Below are 20,219 nucleotides of genomic sequence, written 5' to 3'. Positions count from 1 at the left end.
GCTGTAAAGCATAGCGCGATTAACTGTTAAGCGGTCGAGTATTCACGAGAAAAATCAGAGAATAACCCTGCAACGTTCTGAGGGTTTGTGGCACACTGCGCTTTTCGCACGGTCTGGCCGAGTTCTTCCGGCGGTTATTGATGAGAGAGTAAAACGACATGAAATGGCTATGTTCTGTAGGTGTCGCCGTCAGCCTGGCGCTGCAACCTGCGCTGGCAGAGGATTTGTTTGGCAATCACCCGCTCACGCCTGAAGCCCGGGACGCGTTTGTCACGGAATTGCTCAAGAAAATGACGGTCGATGAGAAAATTGGCCAGTTGCGTCTTATCAGCGTCGGCCCGGATAACCCGAAAGAGGCCATCCGCGAGATGATCAAAGACGGGCAGGTCGGGGCTATTTTTAACACCGTCACCCGCCCGGATATCCGCAAAATGCAGGATCAGGTGATGGAACTCAGTCGCCTGAAAATTCCGCTGTTCTTCGCCTATGACGTGGTGCACGGTCAGCGTACCGTCTTCCCGATTAGCCTTGGTCTGGCATCGTCCTTTAACCTTGATGCGGTGAAAACCGTGGGGCGCGTTTCCGCCTATGAAGCGGCGGATGATGGCCTGAATATGACCTGGGCACCGATGGTGGACGTCTCCCGCGATCCGCGCTGGGGCCGCGGCTCAGAAGGGTTCGGTGAAGATACCTATTTAACAGCCACAATGGGGAAAACCATGGTGGAAGCGATGCAGGGTAAGAGCCCGGCAGATCGCTACGCGGTGATGACCAGCGTCAAACACTTCGCGGCCTATGGTGCCGTGGAAGGGGGTAAAGAGTACAACACCGTGGATATGAGCCCGCAGCGGCTGTTCAACGACTACATGCCACCGTACAAAGCGGGGCTGGATGCCGGCAGCGGCGCGGTGATGGTGGCGCTGAACTCCCTCAACGGCACGCCGGCGACCTCCGATTCGTGGCTGCTGAAAGATGTTCTGCGTGACCAGTGGGGCTTTAAGGGCATTACCGTCTCTGACCACGGCGCCATTAAAGAGCTCATTAAGCACGGTACCGCCTCCGATCCGGAAGACGCGGTACGCGTGGCGCTCAAGTCCGGCATCAACATGAGCATGAGCGACGAGTACTACAGCAAATACCTGCCGGGGCTGGTGAAGAGCGGTAAGGTGACCATGGCGGAGCTGGATGACGCCACGCGCCACGTGCTGAACGTGAAATATGATATGGGGCTGTTTAACGACCCGTACAGCCACCTGGGGCCGAAAGATTCTGACCCGGCGGACACCAACGCGGAAAACCGTTTGCACCGCAAAGAGGCCCGCGATGTGGCACGCGAAAGTCTGGTGCTGCTGAAAAACCGCCTCGACACGCTGCCGCTGAAGAAATCCGGCACCATTGCCGTGGTGGGACCGCTGGCTGACAGCAAGCGCGACGTGATGGGGAGCTGGTCTGCAGCGGGGGTGGCCGATCAGTCCGTCACGGTGCTGACCGGTATCAAGAACGCCGTGGGTGAGAACGCGAAAGTGGTTTACGCCAAAGGGGCGAACGTCACCAACGATAAAGACATTGTCACCTTCCTCAATCAGTACGAAGAGGCGGTGAAGGTCGATCCGCGTTCGCCGAAAGAGATGATTGATGAAGCGGTGAACACCGCTAAGCAATCTGACGTGGTTGTCGCGGTAGTGGGTGAAGCGCAGGGGATGGCGCATGAGGCCTCCAGCCGTACCGACATCACCATTCCGCAAAGCCAGCGCGATCTGATTGCCGCCCTGAAGACGACCGGCAAGCCGCTGGTGCTGGTGCTGATGAACGGTCGTCCGCTGGCGCTGGTTAAAGAAGACCAGCAGGCCGACGCGATCCTGGAAACCTGGTTCGCCGGTACTGAAGGCGGTAACGCGATTGCCGACGTGCTGTTTGGCGATTACAACCCGTCAGGCAAGCTGCCAATGTCCTTCCCGCGCTCGGTCGGGCAGATCCCGGTTTACTACAGCCACCTGAATACCGGCCGTCCGTACAACGCCGACAAACCGAATAAGTACACCTCCCGTTACTTCGATGAAGCGAACGGCCCGCTGTATCCGTTTGGTTACGGTCTGAGCTACACCACCTTCAAGGTTTCTGACGTCAAAATGTCTGCGCCGACCCTGAAGCGTGACGGCAAAGTTACCGCAAGCGTCGAGGTGAGCAACACCGGTAAACGCGAAGGGGCAACGGTCATTCAGATGTACGTCCAGGATGTGACCGCCTCCATGAGCCGTCCGGTGAAACAGCTGCGTGGCTTCGAGAAGGTCAACCTGAAGCCGGGCGAAACCAAAACCATCAGCTTCCCCATCGACGTGGATGCGCTGAAGTTCTGGAACCAGCAGATGAAATATGATGCGGAGCCAGGCAAGTTTAACGTCTTTATCGGGGTCGATTCCGCCCGCGTTAATAAAGGCGAGTTCGAGCTGCTCTGACGTTTACCTCCCTTGCATCCCCCGCTTTGCGGGGGATGCGTCTTACCTTATGTTAAAAAGGCATTTTGACGGTTAATTCCGCCGTTTTAAGCTACGCTTTTCTCTCAAGCCTCTGAAAAAGGCAGCAAAAAAATGAGGACAGTGGAATGACGATTGCAAAGGGGATGTTGGGTTCAGCGGTGTTACTGGCGGCGCTGAGTCTGCCATTACAGGCGGCAGAACCGGTAAAAGTGGGTTCCAAGATAGATACCGAAGGTGCGTTGCTCGGTAACATTATTCTGCAGGTACTGGAAAGCCACGGTGTTAAAACCGTCAATAAAGTCCAGCTGGGAACCACGCCTGTGGTACGCGGCGCGATTACCTCCGGCGAGCTGGATATCTACCCGGAATACACCGGCAACGGCGCGTTCTTCTTCAAAGATGAAAACGATCCGGCGTGGAAAAATGCCAAAGCCGGGTATGAAAAAGTCAAAAAACTCGACGCTGAGCAAAATAAGCTGGTCTGGCTGACGCCAGCGCCGGCCAACAATACCTGGACCATCGCGGTGCGCAAGGACGTGGCGGAGAAAGGAAAGCTGACCTCGCTTGCGGATTTGAGTCGCTACCTGAAAGAGAAGGGTGACTTTAAGCTTGCGGCTTCCGCTGAGTTTATTGAGCGTCCGGATGCGCTGCCGGCGTTTGAAAAAGCCTATGATTTCAAACTGGATCAGGCCCAGCTGCTCTCTCTGGCGGGCGGTGATACCGCGGTGACCATCAAAGCCGCTGCGCAGCAAACGTCGGGCGTTAATGCGGCGATGGCTTACGGCACCGACGGCCCGGTCGCGGCGCTTGGCCTGCAAACCTTAACCGATCCAAAAGGCGTCCAGCCGATTTACGCCCCGGCACCTGTCGTACGGGAAGCGGTACTTAAAGCGTACCCGGATATTGCTGAATGGCTCAAACCGGTCTTCGAAAAGCTGGATGCAAAAACGCTGCAACAGCTGAATGCCAGCATTGCCGTTGAGGGACTGGATGCCAAAAAAGTGGCCGCCGATTTCCTGAAACAACAAGGGCTTGTGAAGTAACAGGACAGGGCTGTGCCAATAAAATGTCATAACCGCGTACTGCTGCTGTTGGCCTGTGTGGCCATAGCGGCGGTCGCGTTACCGTTTGTGAATGTGGCCCCGAATCGCCTGATGTCGGGGGAGAGTCGCTCGCTCTGGCAGGTCTGGTCATTTACGCCGTGGTTGCTGGTGGCGGCACTGGGCGCATGGGTTGCGTTGTCGCTCTGGCAAGGACGCACGGCTCAGTGGCTGACGCTGCTGCTTTGTGAAGGGCTGTTTATCGCCTTATTCTGGGGAGGCGGGCTTGCGGCAACGCACATGACCTCGGCGGAAAGTCCGCTGGCAAGAACCTCTGTGGGTAGCGGTTTGTGGCTCTGGCTGGCGCTGTGTCTGCTGGCCTGCAGCGATGCTATTCGCCGTCTTATCTCAACATCCGTCTGGCGCTGGATACTCAATGCCCAGATATGGTGTATTCCATTGCTGCTGCTGTTTAGCGGTGAGCTGAATAATCTCTCGCTGTTAAAAGAGTACGCCAACCGTCAGGAGGTGTTTAATGACGCGCTGGCGCAACACCTCACGATCCTCTTCGGTACCCTGATCCCGGCCTTACTGCTCGGCATACCGCTGGGTATGTGGTGCTATCGCCATCCTTCACGTCAGGGTGGGGTGTTTGCCGTACTGAATGTGATTCAGACCATCCCGTCCGTCGCTCTGTTTGGCCTGTTGATTGCTCCGCTGGCCGGGCTGGTGACGTCGTTCCCGGTGCTGGGAACGATGGGGATCGCCGGAACCGGTTTAACGCCAGCCCTTATCGCGCTGGTGCTCTATGCGCTGCTGCCGCTGGTGCGCGGCGTGGTGGCCGGGCTGAGCCAGGTCGCGCCGGACGTGCTGGAAAGTGCCCATGCAATGGGGATGAGCGCGAGACAATGTTTCTGGAAGATCCAGCTGCCGCTGGCTTTGCCCCTGCTGCTGCGCAGCCTGCGGGTGGTGGCGGTGCAAACCGTTGGCATGGCGGTGATTGCGGCGCTGATTGGCGCGGGCGGCTTTGGCGCGCTGGTTTTCCAGGGGCTGTTGAGTAGCGCCCTGGACCTGGTGTTATTGGGCGTGGTGCCCACGATTGCGCTGGCGGTTGTCATCGACGCGCTGTTTGCCTTATGGCTCGCGCTGCTCAGGAGAAGAGCCAATGATTGAATTTCACGATGTCAGTAAAACCTTTGCGGGTCGTCCGGCGGCAAGCCATCTCAACCTGAATTTTGCCGAGGGCGCATTTTCCGTGCTGATTGGCACTTCGGGGTCGGGAAAATCCACCACCCTGAAGATGATTAACCGCCTGGTTGAGCATGACAGCGGTCTGATCCGCTTTGCCGGAGAAGAGATCCGCAGCCTGCCTGTGCTGGAGCTGCGTCGTCGTATGGGGTATGCCATCCAGTCCATCGGCCTGTTTCCGCACTGGACGGTCGCGCAGAACATCGCCACCGTGCTGCAGCTGGAGAAATGGTCGCGGGCAAAAACTGCCGACCGGGTTGATGAACTGATGTCTCTGCTCGGGTTAGAACCTGCGCTGCGTGAACGCTACCCGCACCAGCTTTCCGGAGGCCAGCAGCAGCGGGTGGGCGTAGCGCGTGCGCTGGCGGCCAATCCGCAGGTGTTATTGATGGATGAACCCTTCGGCGCGCTGGATCCGGTCACGCGCGCCGCACTGCAGGCGGAAATGACCCGCATTCATCGCATTCTGGGGCGAACAATCATTCTTGTGACGCACGATATTGATGAGGCGCTGCGTCTGGCCGACCATCTGGTGCTGATGGACCATGGCGAGGTGGTGCAGCAGGGGACGCCGCTTGAACTGCTGACCTGGCCGAAGAACGATTTTGTGCGTGAGTTTTTTGGCCGCAGCGAGCTGGGCGTCAGGCTGCTCTCGCTGCGTACGGTCAGCGACTATATGCGTCGACAGGACGCGACGGTGAGTGGCGAGCCTCTGCAGGAACAGATGAGCTTGCGGGATGCGCTTTCGGCGTTTGTTGCCCGCCAGTGTGAAGTGTTGCCCGTTGCGGATGCCCGTGGCGCGCCAAGTGGCACCCTGCATTTTCGCGATCTGCTGGCAGGGGAGGTGACACGTGAAGGCACTTCGTGATCCGCTGCTCTGGCTGGTCGTGCTCTTTGTCGCTTTGCTGTTTCTGATGCCGCACAGCGCGGCGCTGTTTAGCACACTCTTCCCCGACTTGCCGCGCCCGGTGTATCAGCAGGAGAGTTTTATTAATCTTGCCCTGGCCCATCTCTGGCTGGTGGTGCTCTCAAGTGCCATCGCTATTGTACTGGGCGTGGGGGCGGGCATCGCGGTCACGCGGCCCGCGGGACGGGAGTTTCGCCCGCTGGTGGAGACCATTGCGGCGATTGGCCAGACGTTTCCGCCGGTGGCGGTGCTGGCGATTGCAGTGCCGGTGATGGGCTTTGGTCAGCAACCTGCCATCATTGCGCTGATTTTATACGGTGTGTTGCCCATTCTGCAGGGTACGCTGGCCGGTATTGCGGCGGTACCTGCGTCGGTACTGAGCGTTGCTGAAGGGATGGGGATGAGTCGCGCAGAGCGGCTGCGCAAAGTTGAACTCCCCCTGGCGGCACCGGTCATCCTTGCGGGGATCCGTACGTCGGTGATCATCAATATCGGGACGGCGACCATTGCGTCGACGGTGGGAGCCAATACCCTGGGAACGCCGATTATCATCGGCTTAAGCGGGTTCAATACGGCCTATATTGTGCAGGGGGCGTTGCTGGTCGCGCTGGCGGCAATCGTCGTCGATCGCGTTTTTGAGCGTCTGGCGCAGTATCTCAGCCGACACCGCCACGAACAATAAACGAATACCCGGCCAGCATCACGCCGCCGATACCGCTTACGGCCATCAGAACAAAAAGGGTAATTACGGCCAGTTTGGTTGCCTTCATCATGTGCTCCTGTTGTTAACGGAACAATTATACGGTGAAGCGCAGCTGTTAATGAACCATTAAATGCCGTTACGGCTCTTCCGGGCCAAGCGAGTAAACCGGGTAACCATGTTCACGCCATTCCGTCATCAGCTGTTGCTGCGAGGCGGAAGGCACTTCCCCGCACCAGACCAGCAGGGTCTGGCCGTCGAACAATTCAGGGCGAAATTGCGCCAGCGAGTGCACAAGGACATCAACGCGCCAGCCATTCTGGGTGGCAATCCAGGCCTCCAGCCACAGACGAGTAGTATCGTGCACGTTCCAGCCGACCACCAGCGCGTCTTTTCCGTGCTTGTTCTTCGCCGAGGCAAGGCAGACGGCAATGTAGTTGATCAGGACGCCGTCGAGCATACTCAGCAGCGCCTGCAGGGTGGTCTGCTGGCACTGCAGGCGTCGACGGAGCGGGATGAAAAGATGCGTGATCAGCGTTTGCGCGGGATAATCGCGCCCTTGCTCTTTTATCCATGCGCGCAGGCGCTGCAGATTGCCCGCCTGCAGAAGGCGCAGCAACGTTTCCTGTTGTTCGCGCCAGAGAAGCTGCGTGTCTGGATCGTCATGGCTGAGCAGGGATTTCACTTTGCCAACCTGCACACCGTTATCGATCCAGCTTTTGATCTCGCGGATCCGGTCGATATCGGCATCGTTGAAGAGACGATGGCCTCCGTCCGTTCTCTGCGGTTTGAGTAATCCATACCGTCGCTGCCATGCCCGTAGCGTGACGGGATTGATATCACAAAGGAGTGCCACTTCACCGATTGTGTAAAGCGCCATATTCGCCCCCTCGCTTACGCGTCCCCAGCTTAACTGTAGTCCCTGTTTACTGAACCAGGAAGAAATGGTTGTTTTTTGCACGAATAATGCGAAGCAGGCGTTAGGTTCGGCAAAAGGTGTGATGCCGGGCACGAATTGCAGCTTTTTTGCCGCGCTTCAAAGAAAGTTTACCGCCAGCAGTGTATGTTACGCGTTTTGAGGGTGTGCGGTTTTGAGTATGTACGAGTTTAATCTGGTGCTGCTGTTGCTTCAGCAGATGTGCGTGTTTCTTGTCATCGCCTGGTTGATGAGTAAAACGCGTCTGTTCATTCCGCTGATGCAAGTTACCGTACGCCTGCCGCACAAGCTGCTCTGCTACGTGACCTTCTCTATTTTCTGCATTATGGGAACCTATTTTGGTCTCCATATCGAAGACTCCATTGCCAATACGCGAGCCATCGGTGCCGTGATGGGCGGGCTGCTTGGCGGCCCTGTGGTCGGTGGGCTGGTCGGGTTAACCGGTGGCCTGCATCGGTATTCGATGGGCGGCATGACGGCGCTGAGCTGTATGATCTCAACGATCGTCGAAGGGTTGCTCGGCGGCCTGGTTCACAGCTACATGATTAAGCGCGGTCGTCCGGATAAAGTCTTTAGCCCGCTCACCGCCGGGGCGATCACCTTTGTCGCTGAAATGGCGCAAATGGCCATCATCTTGCTGATTGCCCGGCCGTTTGACGATGCGCTTCATCTGGTGAGCAATATCGCCGCCCCGATGATGGTGACGAATACCGTGGGTGCTGCGCTGTTTATGCGTATTCTGCTCGACAAGCGCGCCATGTTTGAGAAGTACACCTCGGCGTTTTCCGCGACGGCCCTGAAGGTCGCCGCCTCGACGGAGGGGATCCTGCGTCAGGGCTTTAACGAAGAGAACAGCATGAAGGTGGCGCAGGTGCTTTATAAGGAGCTGGATATCGGCGCGGTGGCGATAACTGACCGTGAACGGTTGCTGGCTTTTACCGGCACGGGCGACGACCACCATCTGCCCGGGAAACCGATCTCCTCCGCCTATACGCTGCGCGCCATTGAAACCGGCGAAGTGGTGTATGCCGACGGCAACGAAGTTCCTTACCGCTGTTCGCTGCACCCGCAGTGTAAACTGGGCTCCACGCTGGTCATTCCGCTGCGCGGGGAAAACCAGCGGGTAATGGGCACCATCAAGCTTTATGAAGCGAAAAACCGTCTGTTCAGCTCTATCAACCGTACGCTGGGAGAGGGCATCGCTCAGCTGCTCTCCGCGCAGATCCTCGCCGGGCAGTATGAGCGTCAGAAAGCGTTGCTGACGCAATCCGAAATTAAACTCCTGCACGCTCAGGTGAATCCGCATTTCCTGTTCAATGCGCTTAATACGCTCAAAGCGGTGATCCGCCGCGACAGCGATCAGGCCGCGCAGCTGGTTCAGTTCCTGTCGACGTTTTTCCGCAAAAACCTTAAACGTCCGTCCGAGATTGTAACCCTGGCCGATGAAATAGAACACGTTAATGCCTACCTGCAGATTGAGCAGGCCCGCTTCCAGACTCGTCTGCAGGTGTCGTTATCCGTCCCAGATGAGCTGGCGTATCAGCATCTTCCGGCCTTTACCCTGCAGCCTATTGTGGAAAACGCCATTAAACACGGTACGTCACAGCTGTTGGGAATTGGGGAGATCACCATTTCCGCCAGCCGCTTTAACCATCATCTGGTGCTGGATATTGAAGATAACGCCGGGCTTTACGTGCCTTCCACCTCAGGCGGATTAGGGATGAGCCTGGTGGATAAACGCCTGCGCGCGCACTTTGGTGATGACTGTGGCATTACCGTTGCCTGTGAGCCTGACCGATTCACCCGTATTACGTTACGACTGCCGCTGGAGGAAAACGCATGCTAAGAGTGCTGATTGTGGATGATGAGCCGTTAGCACGGGAAAACCTGCGCGTTCTGTTGCAGGAGCAGCCTGACATTGAGATTGTGGGGGAGTGCGCAAACGCCATTGAGGCCATTGGCGCCGTGCACAAACTGCGCCCGGACGTGCTGTTCCTCGACATTCAGATGCCCCGAATTAGCGGCCTGGAGATGGTCGGAATGCTCGACCCGGAGCATCGCCCCTACATTGTGTTTTTGACCGCCTTCGATGAGTACGCCGTCAAAGCCTTTGAGGAGCACGCATTCGATTATTTACTGAAACCGATTGAAGAGAAGCGTCTTGAAAAGACCCTCAGCCGTTTGCGCCAGGAGCGCACCGTGCAGGATGTCACGCTGTTGCCGGAAAACCAGCAGCCGCTGAAATTTATCCCCTGCACCGGCCACAGTCGGATTTACCTTCTGCAGATGGACGATGTGGCGTTTGTCAGCAGCCGTTTGAGCGGCGTATTTGTTACCAGCGCGGAGGGGAACGAAGGCTTTACCGAACTGACGCTGCGGACGCTGGAGAGCCGAACGCCGCTCGTTCGTTGCCATCGCCAGTATCTGGTGAACATGGCGCACCTGAAAGAGATCCGGCTGGAAGACAACGGACAGGCAGAGCTGGTGCTGCGTGCCGGGCAAACCGTCCCCGTCAGTCGCCGCTACCTTAAGAGTTTGAAAGAGGCGATCGGCCTGTAAAACTGGTACACTGCGCCCCATTGCATCATCGACAGTTAAGTTAAAGGCACCCATGCTCAGTAATGATATTCTCCGTAGCCTGCGCTACACCCTGAAAGCAAACAATAACGATATGGTGCGCATTCTTGCGCTTGCTGGCATGGAGTCCACCTCTGCCGGTTTCGACACCTGGATGACAAAAGAGGATGAAGAGGGGTTTGTTCGCTGCCCTGACATTATCCTGTCTGGCTTCCTGAACGGCCTCATCTACGACAAGCGCGGGAAAGATGACTCAGCACCAGAACTGGCGCTTGAGCGGCGGGTGAATAACAACACGGTGCTGAAAAAGCTGCGTATCGCGTTTTCACTGAAAACAGACGATATTCTGGCGATTATGACAGAGCAGAAGTACCGCGTGTCGATGCCGGAGATCACCGCCATGATGCGTGCGCCGGACCATAAGAACTACCGCGAGTGCGGCGACCAGTTTTTGCGTTATTTTTTACGCGGACTGACTCACCGGGTGCATCACGCTAAGCCGTGAGTGGTACCGGGCAGTGAAGGATGAAGAGGCAAAAAAAAGCCGGAGATAATCTCCGGCTTTTTTATTATTTCACCTGCTGACCTGGTTTGGCGCCTTCATCAGGGCTTAACAGGAAGATATCTTTCCCGCCAGGACCTGCCGCCATCACCATGCCTTCCGAGATGCCGAAGCGCATTTTGCGCGGTGCCAGGTTGGCGACCATCACGGTCTGACGGCCAATCAGCACCTGCGGATCAGGATAGGCAGAACGGATACCGGAGAAGACGTTACGCTTCTCTCCGCCCAGATCCAGCGTCAGGCGCAGCAGTTTGTCCGAGCCTTCGACAAATTCCGCGTTTTCAATCAGTGCGACACGCAGATCGACCTTGGCGAAATCATCAAAGGTAATGGTCTCCTGAATCGGATCGTCTGCCAGCGGGCCAGTCACCGGCGCAGCGGCAGCCTTCACCTCTTCTTTAGACGCTTCCACCAGGGATTCTACCTGCTTCATCTCGATGCGGTTGTACAGCGCCTTGAAGGTATTCACCTTGTGGCCGAGCAGCGGCTGCTGGATAGCATCCCAGGTCAGCTCGGTGTTGAGGAACGCTTCAGCGCGGGAGGCCAGCTGTGGCAGTACCGGCTTCAGCCAGGTCATCAGCACGCGGAACATGTTCAGGCCCATGGTGCAGATCGCCTGCAGGTCGGCGTCGCGGCCTTCCTGTTTCGCGACAACCCACGGTGCCTGCTCGTCAACGTAGCGGTTAGCCACGTCAGCCAGCGCCATGATTTCACGAATCGTTTTACCGAACTCACGGCTTTCCCAGGCTTCGCCAACCGCCGCGGCGGCGTCGGTGAAGGTTTTGTACAGCTCAGGATCGGCCAGTTCGGCAGACAGCACGCCGTCGAAACGCTTGGCGATAAAGCCTGCGTTACGGGAAGCCAGGTTCACGACTTTGTTGACGATGTCGGCGTTCACGCGCTGCACGAAATCTTCCAGGTTCAGGTCGATATCGTCGATGCGGGAAGAGAGCTTCGCCGTGTAGTAATAACGCAGGCTGTCCGCGTCGAAGTGGTTCAGCCAGGTGCTGGCTTTGATGAACGTACCGCGAGATTTGGACATCTTCGCGCCGTTGACCGTCACATAGCCGTGCACAAACAGGTTGGTTGGTTTACGGAAGTTACTGCCTTCCAGCATCGCCGGCCAGAACAGGCTGTGGAAGTAAACAATGTCTTTGCCGATAAAGTGATACAGCTCGGCGTCGGAATCTTTCTTCCAGTATTCGTCAAAGCTGACGGTGTCGCCGCGCTTGTCGCACAGGTTCTTGAAGGAACCCATGTACCCGATTGGCGCATCCAGCCAGACGTAGAAGTATTTACCCGGTGCGTTCGGAATTTCGAAACCGAAGTACGGTGCATCGCGGGAGATATCCCACTGCTGCAGACCGGATTCGAACCACTCCTGCATTTTATTCGCGACTTGCTCCTGCAGCGCGCCGCTGCGGGTCCACGCCTGCAGCATTTCGCTGAAGGACGGCAGGTCGAAGAAGAAGTGCTCGGAATCACGCATTATCGGTGTGGCACCCGAAACAACAGATTTCGGATCGATAAGCTCGGTCGGGCTGTAGGTTGCGCCGCACACTTCGCAGTTATCGCCATACTGATCCGGTGATTTACATTTCGGGCAGGTACCTTTGACAAAGCGGTCCGGCAGGAACATGCCTTTTTCCGGATCGTACAGCTGAGAGATGGTGCGATTTTTAATAAAACCGTTCTCTTTCAGGCGAGAGTAGATCAGCTCCGACAGCTCACGGTTTTCGTCGCTGTGCGTGGAGTGATAGTTGTCATAGCTGATGTCAAAGCCCGCAAAATCGGTCTGATGCTCCTGACTCATTTCGGCAATCATCTGCTCTGGGGAGATCCCCAACTGCTGCGCTTTCAGCATGATCGGCGTGCCGTGGGCATCGTCCGCACAGATGAAGTTAACCTCGTGGCCGCGCATTCGCTGGTAACGGACCCAGACATCAGCCTGGATATGCTCCAGCATGTGGCCGAGGTGGATTGAGCCGTTGGCGTACGGCAGTGCGCACGTTACCAGAATTTTCTTCGCGACTTGAGTCATAGTAGGCATTACTTCTTTTAACTGTGAAAAGGGTTTTTGATATTACCAAAAGGGGCATTATTAAGTAAGCACAAACCACGGCCTTTCAGGTAAACTTGTTCATCTAAGGTCTTATTCACAAGAACAAAGGAGTCGGGATGAGTTCTCAATCCCAGGCCAAATCACCGGAAGCCTTAAGAGCAATGGTCGCCGGGACGCTGGCTAACTTTCAGCATCCAACCCTGAAGCACAATCTCACCACGCTGAAAGCGTTACACCATGTCGCATGGCTGGACGATACGCTGCACATCGAGCTGCAGATGCCCTTCGTCTGGACCAGCGCGTTTGACGCGCTGAAAGAGCAAACCAGCTCTGAGCTGCTGCGCATTACCGGCGCGAAAGCCATTGACTGGAAGCTGACCCACAGCATCGCCACCCTCAAGCGTGTGAAAAACCACCCGGGCGTGAACGGCGTGAAAAACATCATTGCCGTCAGTTCAGGCAAGGGTGGGGTGGGTAAATCCTCCACGGCGGTAAACCTGGCGCTCGCGCTGGCAGCCGAAGGGGCGAAGGTCGGTATTCTGGACGCCGATATTTACGGACCGTCTGTGCCTAACATGCTGGGCGCGGAAAACCAGCGCCCAACCTCGCCGGATGGCACGCACATGGCGCCGATCATGGCCCACGGTCTGGCAACCAACTCCATTGGTTATCTGGTGACTGACGATAACGCCATGGTGTGGCGTGGCCCGATGGCCAGCAAAGCGCTGATGCAGATGCTGCAGGAGACAATGTGGCCCGATCTGGATTATCTGGTGCTGGATATGCCGCCGGGCACCGGTGACATTCAACTGACGCTGGCGCAAAACATTCCGGTCACGGGAGCGGTCGTGGTGACCACCCCGCAGGACATCGCGCTGATCGACGCCAAAAAAGGCATCGTGATGTTCGAGAAAGTGGACGTGCCGGTGCTGGGTATTGTCGAGAACATGAGCATGCATATCTGCAGCAACTGCGGACACCATGAGCCTATTTTTGGCACCGGTGGGGCAGAAAAACTGGCTGCGCAGTATCACACCCAGCTGCTTGGGCAGATGCCGCTGCACATCTCGCTGCGTGAAGATCTGGACAGCGGGAAGCCGACGGTCGTCAGCCGTCCGGACAGTGAATTTGCAGAGATGTATCGACAGCTGGCGGGGCGCGTTGCGGCGCAGCTTTACTGGCAGGGCGAAGTCATCCCGAGTGAAATTGCGTTTCGCGCGGTGTGAGTGCTTTAGTCTGAATTGCCGGGCGGCGTTTGCGCCTGACCCGGCCTACGGAAATAACGTGTTGTAGGCCGGCTCAGCGAAGCGTCACCCGCGTTTAACGCTGTACGTAATGCATTAAAAAGTACTCACCTTCCGGCGAGTCACCCTTCGCTTCAATATGCCAGCCATGGCGCTGGTAAAAGGCAACAGCCCGCTCATTCTTTACCAGACACTTCAGCGAACCCGTACTGGTGAACGCGTTTTGCACCTGTTCAAGGAGCAAATGACCGACGCCCAGACCTTGATACTGCGGATCGACAAACAGATTGTGCAGGAAATTGTCGTTCGTCCACACCGAAGCAAAACCCAGTCGATGCCCGTCCTGAACGGCCACCCAAATCACTTCGTCGCGGGTTGCCGCGTCAAAGTCTTCAAGCTGCCACTCGGAACCGTCCAGCCATGGCCAGGCCTCGCGCCGCGCGTGGAGATAGAGTGTTCGCAAAAAGGGGCGATCGCTCTCCTGCCAGGGCCGGATTAAAATGTCATTAGCGGTGATAGAAGATATCTCCATTGTAGGCTTTGTAGATTTTGCCATCTGCATCGCCAATCAGGACGTAGTTCTCGCCCATATAGGTCCAGTGGGTACCCGCATCCGGGGCCGGCAGGTTACGCAGCTGGTACTGTTTAATGGTGTACTCAGGCGTTTGATACTGCGCCGGTGCGGTGTCGCCAATCTTGAATTTGGTGAAATCAGCGATGAATTCTTGTTCCTCATAGGCTTTAATGCCTGATGGCGCAGCGGCGGTTTGCGGGGCAGAAAACGCGGAACCCGCCAGAGACAGTAATACACCCAGAAGCAGCAATTTACGCTTAGCCATTTTTTCTCCAGTGATATCGTTACAGATACTTTTCGTCTGCGGGTTCATGGAACGCGAGGCAGACAGTTCATTTTAAGTACCAAAGCATGGTGTGTTTGAAAAAAAATGTAACAAAAGTGGACGGTTTTGTGTAGTCGTAATGACGCGCGCAGTATCACTACAGTCAATATCTCCCGAATTTGATATTTCCAATATTTATTATTTCATTAATCAATTCTGAAAATACCTTCTCACTTCGCAAATGGACTGTTCAACGCATGCTTTCCCACGTAAGAACATTTAATATCGCCTCCGTATGACATCAATCTCTTTCCATTTTTTTCAAAAGAATGGGAACGATTTTGCTTTTTTTATCGCCAGGAAGGGAAACGTTGTCTGTTTTTTGTAATACGTCCGCTAAAACAATAACCCGTTGAAAATTTTAATGTAAATGAATTTATTTTTTATCTGTTTAACAACAAACACAACAATAAAAGAACTTTTTATATAAATGAAAAATACAACGCTATTTTCACTTTTATTTCTTTCAGTCGGCCAGTTAACTGGTTGCGTATTTTCGCCAGGTCAGGATCTCAGCATTACCGGGAAAAAAGTCATGGCTGACGGAGAAGCGAATTATCAGCTCGATCAACACGTGGAAATTTATCCCCTGACCCCGGCGCTCATTGAAAAATTGCGACCGCCTGTCCTCAAATCTCAGGCAAATCCTACTCTGGATGAGCAGGTTAAAAACTGGGAATACCGCATAGGCACCGGCGACATCCTGACGGTCACCGTCTGGGATCATCCGGAATTAACCACGCCCGCAGGGCAGTATCGTACCGCGAGTGACGCGGGTAACTGGGTGAATGCGGATGGAACGCTCTTCTATCCCTACGTCGGAAAACTGCATGTTGCAGGCAAAACGGTCGCGCAGGTGCGTGAAGCAATCACCGCGCAACTGGAGAAGGTTATTGAGAGCCCGCAGGTGGATGTCAGCGTGGCGTCTTTCCGCTCACAAAAAGCCTATGTGACAGGAGAGGTGGCAAAATCAGGCCAGCAACCGATAACCAATATTCCGTTGACGGTAATGGACGCGGTCAACGCCGCAGGTGGGCTTTCCGCGGATGCCGACTGGCGTAACGTGGTCCTCACGCATAATGGCCAGGACGCGCGCCTTTCGCTCTATGCGCTGATGCAGCACGGTGATTTAAGCCAGAATAAGCTGCTGTATCCGGGCGATATCCTCTTTGTTCCGCGTAACGATGCCTTAAAAGTGTTCGTGATGGGCGAGGTGGTGAAGCAGAGCACGTTGAAGATGGATCGTAGCGGAATGACCCTGGCGGAAGCCCTGGGGAATGCAGGCGGGCTGGATCAGAATATGGCCGATGCAACCGGGATTTTTGTTATTCGCTCGGTAGCGAAAAAAGGGGCGACGGACAAAATTGCCAATATCTATCAGCTCAATGCGAAGGATGCCTCCGCGATGGTGCTGGGGACGGAATTCCAGCTTGAACCGTATGACATTGTCTACGTCACCACCGCGCCGTTGTCACGCTGGAATCGCGTGATCACACAGCTGGTACCCACCATCAGCGGTGTCCATGACCTGACCGAAACCGTCCGCTTCATCCGTTCATGGCCGCAATAATGTTCAACTCAATCTTAGTGGTTTGCACCGGCAATATTTGCCGTTCGCCGATGGGGGAGCGGCTGTTGCGACAACAGCTGCCCGGCAGACTCGTGACATCGGCTGGGATTTACGGATTTGAAGGACGCCCGGCGGATGCAACTGCACGGGAGGTGGCCCGGTGTTACGGCGTTTCGCTGGAGGGGCACGTGGCACGCAAGATGACGCGCAGCATGTTGCAAACCTCCGATTTGATTCTGGTGATGGAGCCGGAGCACCTGCGTTTTATTGCCGCTGTGTCACCCGAATGTCGCGGAAAATCGCTGCTGTTTGGCCAATGGCTGGAAAACAGGGACATTCCCGATCCTTACCGCAAAAGTCGTGAAGCGTTTGAATATGTTTTCGGGCAACTGGTAAAAGCCAGTCAGGAATGGGCTCGTCGTGTGGGTCAAAAAGGAATTAAGCGTTAATGTCTTCTCATTCATCAGACAAATACGGTGCTGCCGCACCGCACAGTAATGAAATCGATCTTATGCAGCTACTTGCTGAGATGATTGATCACCGCATGCTAATCGGGCTGGTCACGCTCCTGTTTACGGTGTGCGCGGGGCTCTACGCGTTTAGCGCCACGCCGGTCTACCAGGCGGATGCCCTGGTACAGATAGAAGCAAAGCAGGACAACTCGTTGCTTAAAAGCTTAAGCCAGTTTGGGTCTGACCTTTCACCCGACGCCGAACCTGAACTGTTGCTGCTTAAATCGCGCATGATCCTGGGGGGAACCGTTGATAATCTGGGGCTGACATATCAGGTAAAACAGCGCGTTCTCCCGGTTGTGGGGCGCCTCTGGGAACGTCTACGCGGCAGCAAACCGGGCAACATGACGATAGGTGAGCTTAACCTGCCCCAGCAGGAGGGGAAACCGCAAGCGATTGTCCTGACTGCGCTGGGGCAGGGCCGGTATCGCCTGGAAGGGGAGACGCTTAAGGCTGACGGTAGGGTTGGCAAACGGCTGGTGAAAGACGGGGTCACGCTTCTGGTAACCTCGCTCAGCGCGGAGCCGGGGACCCAATTTACCCTTCAAGCCTTCACCAGGCTTGAGGCAATTAACGCGCTGCAGAAGAGACTCTTTGTCGCGGAATCCGGTAAACAGAGCGGTATGATCACCCTGACGCTGACGGGTGAAGACCCGGACAGGATAGCGGTGGTGCTCAATACGATTGCAGAAAATTATCTCAGCCAGAATATTGCGCGCCAGGAGGCACAGGATTCCCGAAGTCTGGCGTTTTTACAGGAGCAGTTGCCTAAGGTCCGTCACGAACTGGATGAGGCCGAAGCACGGCTGAATGCCTATCGGGCGCAGCGCGATTCCGTCGACTTATCCCTTGAGGCGAAGTCCGTACTGGATCAGGTCGTTAACGTGGAAAATCAGCTCAACGAACTGACTTTTCGTGAGGCAGAGGTTTCTCAGCTTTTCAAAAAGGATCACCCGACCTATCGCGCATTACGGGAGAAGCGACAAACGCTCGAAGAGGGACGCGCGCGCCTGAACAGCCGGGTTTCATCTATGCCTTCTACCCAGCAGGAAGTGTTGCGCCTGAGCCGTGATGTCGAGTCCGGGCGTACCATTTACCTGCAGCTGCTGACACGCCAACAGGAACTGAACATTTCACGCTCCAGCGCCATCGGCAACGTGCGGATCATTGATACCGCGGTTACGCAACCTGAGCCAATAAAACCCCGTAAAGCGCTCATTATTCTGCCTGGCGTGCTGTTAGGGCTGATGGTCTCCATGGGCTGGGTGTTGGTTCGTACTGCCTGTCGGCGAGGGATCACCTCGTCAGAGCAAATAGAAGAGCAGGGGATGCCGGTTCTGGCGACGCTGCCGCGCTCGGTCTGGCTGTGGAAAAAAACGCATTTGCGCCGAAAGCACTTTTTGGCGCCCCACGGGAAACACAAAACTTCGGATATCCCCTTCCTGCCCACAGACCGGCCAGCGGATATGTTTGTTGAAGCGATGCGTGGACTGCGTACCAGCCTGCACTTCACGATGATGGATGCCTCAAACCAGATCGTGGTTATTACGGGCCCCACGCAGAATTGCGGCAAAACGTTGGTCAGCACGTCACTGGCATCAATAGCGGCTCAGGCCGGAAAGCGGGTGCTCTTTATCGATGCGGATATGCGTAAAGGCTATGTGCATAATCTCTTTAAGCTGAACAACCATCACGGATTATCCGCTGTCCTTGAGGGAAATGTGGCGTGGCAGGAGGCGATCCAGCGCGTTGATAAGGCGGGATTTGATGTTCTGACCTGCGGTCCTCAGCCGTTACGTCCCGTGGAGCTGCTCATGGGAGAACGCTTCCAGGAGGTGATGTCGGGGATGAACGCTCACTATGACGTTGTTATCGTTGATACACCGCCGGTGCTGGCCGTGACCGATGCGGTGCTGATTGCCAGAGTGGCCGCAACCACGTTACTGGTTGCCCGCTTTGGTAAAACCAACGTGAAAGAGACGGAAAACTGTGTAAAGCGTCTGCAGCAGATGGGTGTGCAGGTGAACGGTGCCATTCTCAATGATATCGTGAAATCTGCGGCGCTGTATTACAGCGCGGGGTATAGCCATTTCGATTACGGCTATACCCCGAAGGAAAAGCGGCGTGAGGGTTAGTGCTTCACCAGCGTGGCGAAGTAATACACCAGGGGAATGGCGAGGATCCAAAGACCGACGGGGATATCGCGCCATTTCCCGGCAATCGCTTTGATAGCGATATAAAACAGCAGCCCGCCCGCAATACCGGTCCCGAAACTGTTGGCAATCAGCGTAATCATCACCATCATCAACACCGGCAAGCCGTCGGTGAAATTCGCCAGATCAACCTTACGTAAACCGCTAAACATATTCAGCCCGATGAGGATCAGGGCGGGCGCCGTGGCTTCTTTCGGGATCATCAGCGCCACAGGGGTAAACAGCAGCATCAGCAGGAACATTACCGCCGCGGCCAGCGCGGTCATGCCGGTTTTGCCGCCGGCTTCCGCGGCTGCGGACGATTCAATCAGCGCCGTGGCGGCAGGAATGCCTACCCACGGGCCAATCGCGGCGGCAATGGAGTCCACCATAAACGGGCGGTTAATGTTTGGCATATTGCCTTCTTCATCCAGCAGCCCTGCTTCCCCGCCCACCGCCAGCGTTGTTCCCATGGTGGAGAAAAACTCGGAGGCGAAGAAGACAAACAGGAATGGCAGAAAGGCAATATTCAGCGCGCCCAGCATATCGACATGCCCGAGGACGGGAGCGATGGAATGGGGCACATCGATAAAACTGGCGGGTAATTTCGTGACGCCCATCGGAATACCCACGAGGGTCGCGAGCAGGATAGCCCACAGGATCGCACCCGGAATACGACGAGCCTGCAGGCCGATAGCCAGGAACAGGCCGAGCAACGCCACCAGCGCACCGGGTGATAAAAAATCTCCCAGCATCAGTGCGTTCGTTTTGGCATTCGCCAGCACCAGCCCGGCGTTGCGGAAACCGAGTACGGCGACAAACAGCCCGATGGAGGCCGTCAGCCCCAGCTTGATGGACTGTGGCACCGAGCGGGTCACCACTTCACGCAGGCCAAACCGGGTCAGCAGGAAGAATAAAATTCCCGACCAGCAGGCGATACCCAGACCAATTTGCCAGCCAATGCCTTCACTGCCCGCAAGCGTCACCCCGACCAGCACCGAGCCACCAATTCCTGGCCCGACGATAAACGGCAGGTTGGCGTAAAAAGCCATCAGCAGCGTCCCGGCAACGAAGACCAGAATGGTGCCCGTGGTCGCGGCGCCTTTGTCCATTCCTCCCACGGCCAGCAGCCCCGGGATCACCACCAGCAAATAGGCGGCGGCGAGAAAACCGGTGATACCCGCCAGGCACTCGGTGCGCACGGTGCTCCCGCGTGCACGGAGTGCAAAACGACGTTCAAGCCAGCGCCCTGGTGCTGGCGAATTAACGGTATTGTCGGCCATTATCCGGCT

Annotated in this window: 18 protein-coding genes; 12 read left to right on the top strand and 6 right to left on the bottom strand. The window is 56.1% G+C overall.

What is annotated here, in order from left to right; all coding sequences use genetic code 11:
* Nucleotides 1-158 precede the first annotated feature (158 nt).
* The 5 genes from bglX to QMG44_RS11165 all read left to right on the top strand — a co-directional run bounded on the left by bglX (nucleotide 159) and on the right by QMG44_RS11165 (nucleotide 6,354).
* A complete protein-coding gene (bglX, locus tag QMG44_RS11185) occupies nucleotides 159-2,456 on the top strand; it encodes a beta-glucosidase BglX (protein WP_086532292.1) in 2,298 nt (765 codons plus the stop codon).
* Nucleotides 2,457-2,602: 146 nt separating this feature from the next.
* Nucleotides 2,603-3,520, top strand: coding sequence for an ABC transporter substrate-binding protein (locus QMG44_RS11180; protein ID WP_014170886.1), 918 nt, complete (start codon nucleotides 2,603-2,605; stop codon nucleotides 3,518-3,520).
* A 12-nt stretch (nucleotides 3,521-3,532) separates the two neighbouring features.
* Nucleotides 3,533-4,690, top strand: a complete 1,158-nt coding sequence (locus tag QMG44_RS11175) for an ABC transporter permease (protein WP_063156638.1) — start codon at nucleotides 3,533-3,535, stop codon at nucleotides 4,688-4,690.
* On the top strand, nucleotides 4,683-5,633 hold the full coding sequence (locus QMG44_RS11170; RefSeq protein WP_020883212.1) for an ABC transporter ATP-binding protein: 951 nt from the start codon (nucleotides 4,683-4,685) through the stop codon (nucleotides 5,631-5,633). The genes QMG44_RS11175 and QMG44_RS11170 overlap by 8 nt, the downstream gene beginning before the upstream one ends.
* Entirely contained in the window at nucleotides 5,617-6,354 is a 738-nt protein-coding gene (locus QMG44_RS11165) for an ABC transporter permease (RefSeq protein ID WP_025203651.1), read from the top strand. Before QMG44_RS11170 ends, QMG44_RS11165 begins: the two co-directional genes overlap by 17 nt.
* Here the strand turns inward: QMG44_RS11165 and QMG44_RS11160 are convergent.
* Nucleotides 6,329-6,442, bottom strand: a complete 114-nt coding sequence (locus QMG44_RS11160; RefSeq protein WP_010433613.1) for a protein YohO — start codon at nucleotides 6,440-6,442, stop codon at nucleotides 6,329-6,331. The genes QMG44_RS11165 and QMG44_RS11160 overlap by 26 nt on opposite strands.
* Nucleotides 6,443-6,511: 69 nt before the next feature.
* Nucleotides 6,512-7,252, bottom strand: coding sequence for an HTH-type transcriptional regulator MlrA (gene mlrA, locus QMG44_RS11155; RefSeq protein ID WP_020883214.1), 741 nt, complete (start codon nucleotides 7,250-7,252; stop codon nucleotides 6,512-6,514).
* A 217-nt stretch (nucleotides 7,253-7,469) separates the two neighbouring features.
* Between mlrA and QMG44_RS11150 the strand changes: the two genes are divergently transcribed.
* Genes QMG44_RS11150 through QMG44_RS11140 form a run of 3 tightly spaced genes read left to right on the top strand, consistent with a single transcriptional unit; the run spans nucleotide 7,470 to nucleotide 10,391 of the window.
* Nucleotides 7,470-9,155, top strand: a complete 1,686-nt coding sequence (locus tag QMG44_RS11150; protein WP_025203652.1) for a sensor histidine kinase — start codon at nucleotides 7,470-7,472, stop codon at nucleotides 9,153-9,155.
* Nucleotides 9,149-9,868: a two-component system response regulator BtsR gene (gene btsR / locus QMG44_RS11145; RefSeq protein WP_020883216.1), complete on the top strand. Its 720-nt coding sequence runs from the start codon at nucleotides 9,149-9,151 to the stop codon at nucleotides 9,866-9,868. The genes QMG44_RS11150 and btsR overlap by 7 nt, the downstream gene beginning before the upstream one ends.
* A 52-nt stretch (nucleotides 9,869-9,920) precedes the next feature.
* The gene (locus QMG44_RS11140; RefSeq protein WP_047355765.1) at nucleotides 9,921-10,391 is read left to right on the top strand and encodes a DUF1456 family protein; all 471 of its coding nucleotides are present in this window, start codon (nucleotides 9,921-9,923) and stop codon (nucleotides 10,389-10,391) included.
* Between the two features lie 64 nt (nucleotides 10,392-10,455).
* Here the strand turns inward: QMG44_RS11140 and metG are convergent, their stop codons facing one another.
* Nucleotides 10,456-12,489 (bottom strand): methionine--tRNA ligase, encoded by a 2,034-nt coding sequence (metG, locus tag QMG44_RS11135; protein ID WP_086532293.1) that lies wholly within the window; start codon nucleotides 12,487-12,489, stop codon nucleotides 10,456-10,458.
* 137 nt (nucleotides 12,490-12,626) lie between these two features.
* Here metG and apbC point away from each other — a divergent pair, with 137 nt between their 5' ends.
* Nucleotides 12,627-13,736, top strand: coding sequence for an iron-sulfur cluster carrier protein ApbC (gene apbC / locus QMG44_RS11130; RefSeq protein ID WP_020883218.1), 1,110 nt, complete (start codon nucleotides 12,627-12,629; stop codon nucleotides 13,734-13,736).
* A 94-nt stretch (nucleotides 13,737-13,830) separates the two neighbouring features.
* Here the strand turns inward: apbC and QMG44_RS11125 are convergent, their stop codons facing one another.
* A complete protein-coding gene (locus tag QMG44_RS11125) occupies nucleotides 13,831-14,286 on the bottom strand; it encodes a GNAT family N-acetyltransferase (protein ID WP_404997241.1) in 456 nt (151 codons plus the stop codon).
* Nucleotides 14,261-14,593 carry an RcnB family protein gene (locus tag QMG44_RS11120; RefSeq protein ID WP_008500887.1) on the bottom strand — a complete coding sequence of 111 codons (333 nt, stop codon included), beginning with the start codon at nucleotides 14,591-14,593 and terminating at the stop codon, nucleotides 14,261-14,263. Before QMG44_RS11120 ends, QMG44_RS11125 begins: the two co-directional genes overlap by 26 nt.
* Nucleotides 14,594-15,083: 490 nt before the next feature.
* On the opposite strand from QMG44_RS11120, the gene QMG44_RS11115 reads away from it, so the two are divergent.
* The 3 genes from QMG44_RS11115 to QMG44_RS11105 are packed head-to-tail and all read left to right on the top strand — an operon-like array spanning nucleotide 15,084 to nucleotide 18,870.
* Nucleotides 15,084-16,223, top strand: coding sequence for a polysaccharide export protein (locus tag QMG44_RS11115; RefSeq protein ID WP_047955871.1), 1,140 nt, complete (start codon nucleotides 15,084-15,086; stop codon nucleotides 16,221-16,223).
* Complete coding sequence (locus QMG44_RS11110) at nucleotides 16,223-16,672, top strand: protein-tyrosine-phosphatase (protein ID WP_047742893.1); 450 nt, start codon at nucleotides 16,223-16,225, stop codon at nucleotides 16,670-16,672. The genes QMG44_RS11115 and QMG44_RS11110 overlap by 1 nt, the downstream gene beginning before the upstream one ends.
* Nucleotides 16,672-18,870, top strand: a complete 2,199-nt coding sequence (locus tag QMG44_RS11105) for a polysaccharide biosynthesis tyrosine autokinase (RefSeq protein ID WP_086532294.1) — start codon at nucleotides 16,672-16,674, stop codon at nucleotides 18,868-18,870. Before QMG44_RS11110 ends, QMG44_RS11105 begins: the two co-directional genes overlap by 1 nt.
* Here QMG44_RS11105 and QMG44_RS11100 read toward each other — a convergent pair.
* Nucleotides 18,867-20,210, bottom strand: a complete 1,344-nt coding sequence (locus QMG44_RS11100) for an NCS2 family permease (RefSeq protein ID WP_086532295.1) — start codon at nucleotides 20,208-20,210, stop codon at nucleotides 18,867-18,869. The genes QMG44_RS11105 and QMG44_RS11100 overlap by 4 nt on opposite strands.
* Between the last annotated feature and the right edge of the window lie 9 nt (nucleotides 20,211-20,219).

The organism is Enterobacter sp. 200527-13 (assembly GCF_027924865.1).
Lineage (GTDB): Bacteria > Pseudomonadota > Gammaproteobacteria > Enterobacterales > Enterobacteriaceae > Enterobacter > Enterobacter ludwigii.
Note: the sequence above shows the minus strand (reverse complement) of the source record. Positions and strands in the feature narration are given on the sequence as shown.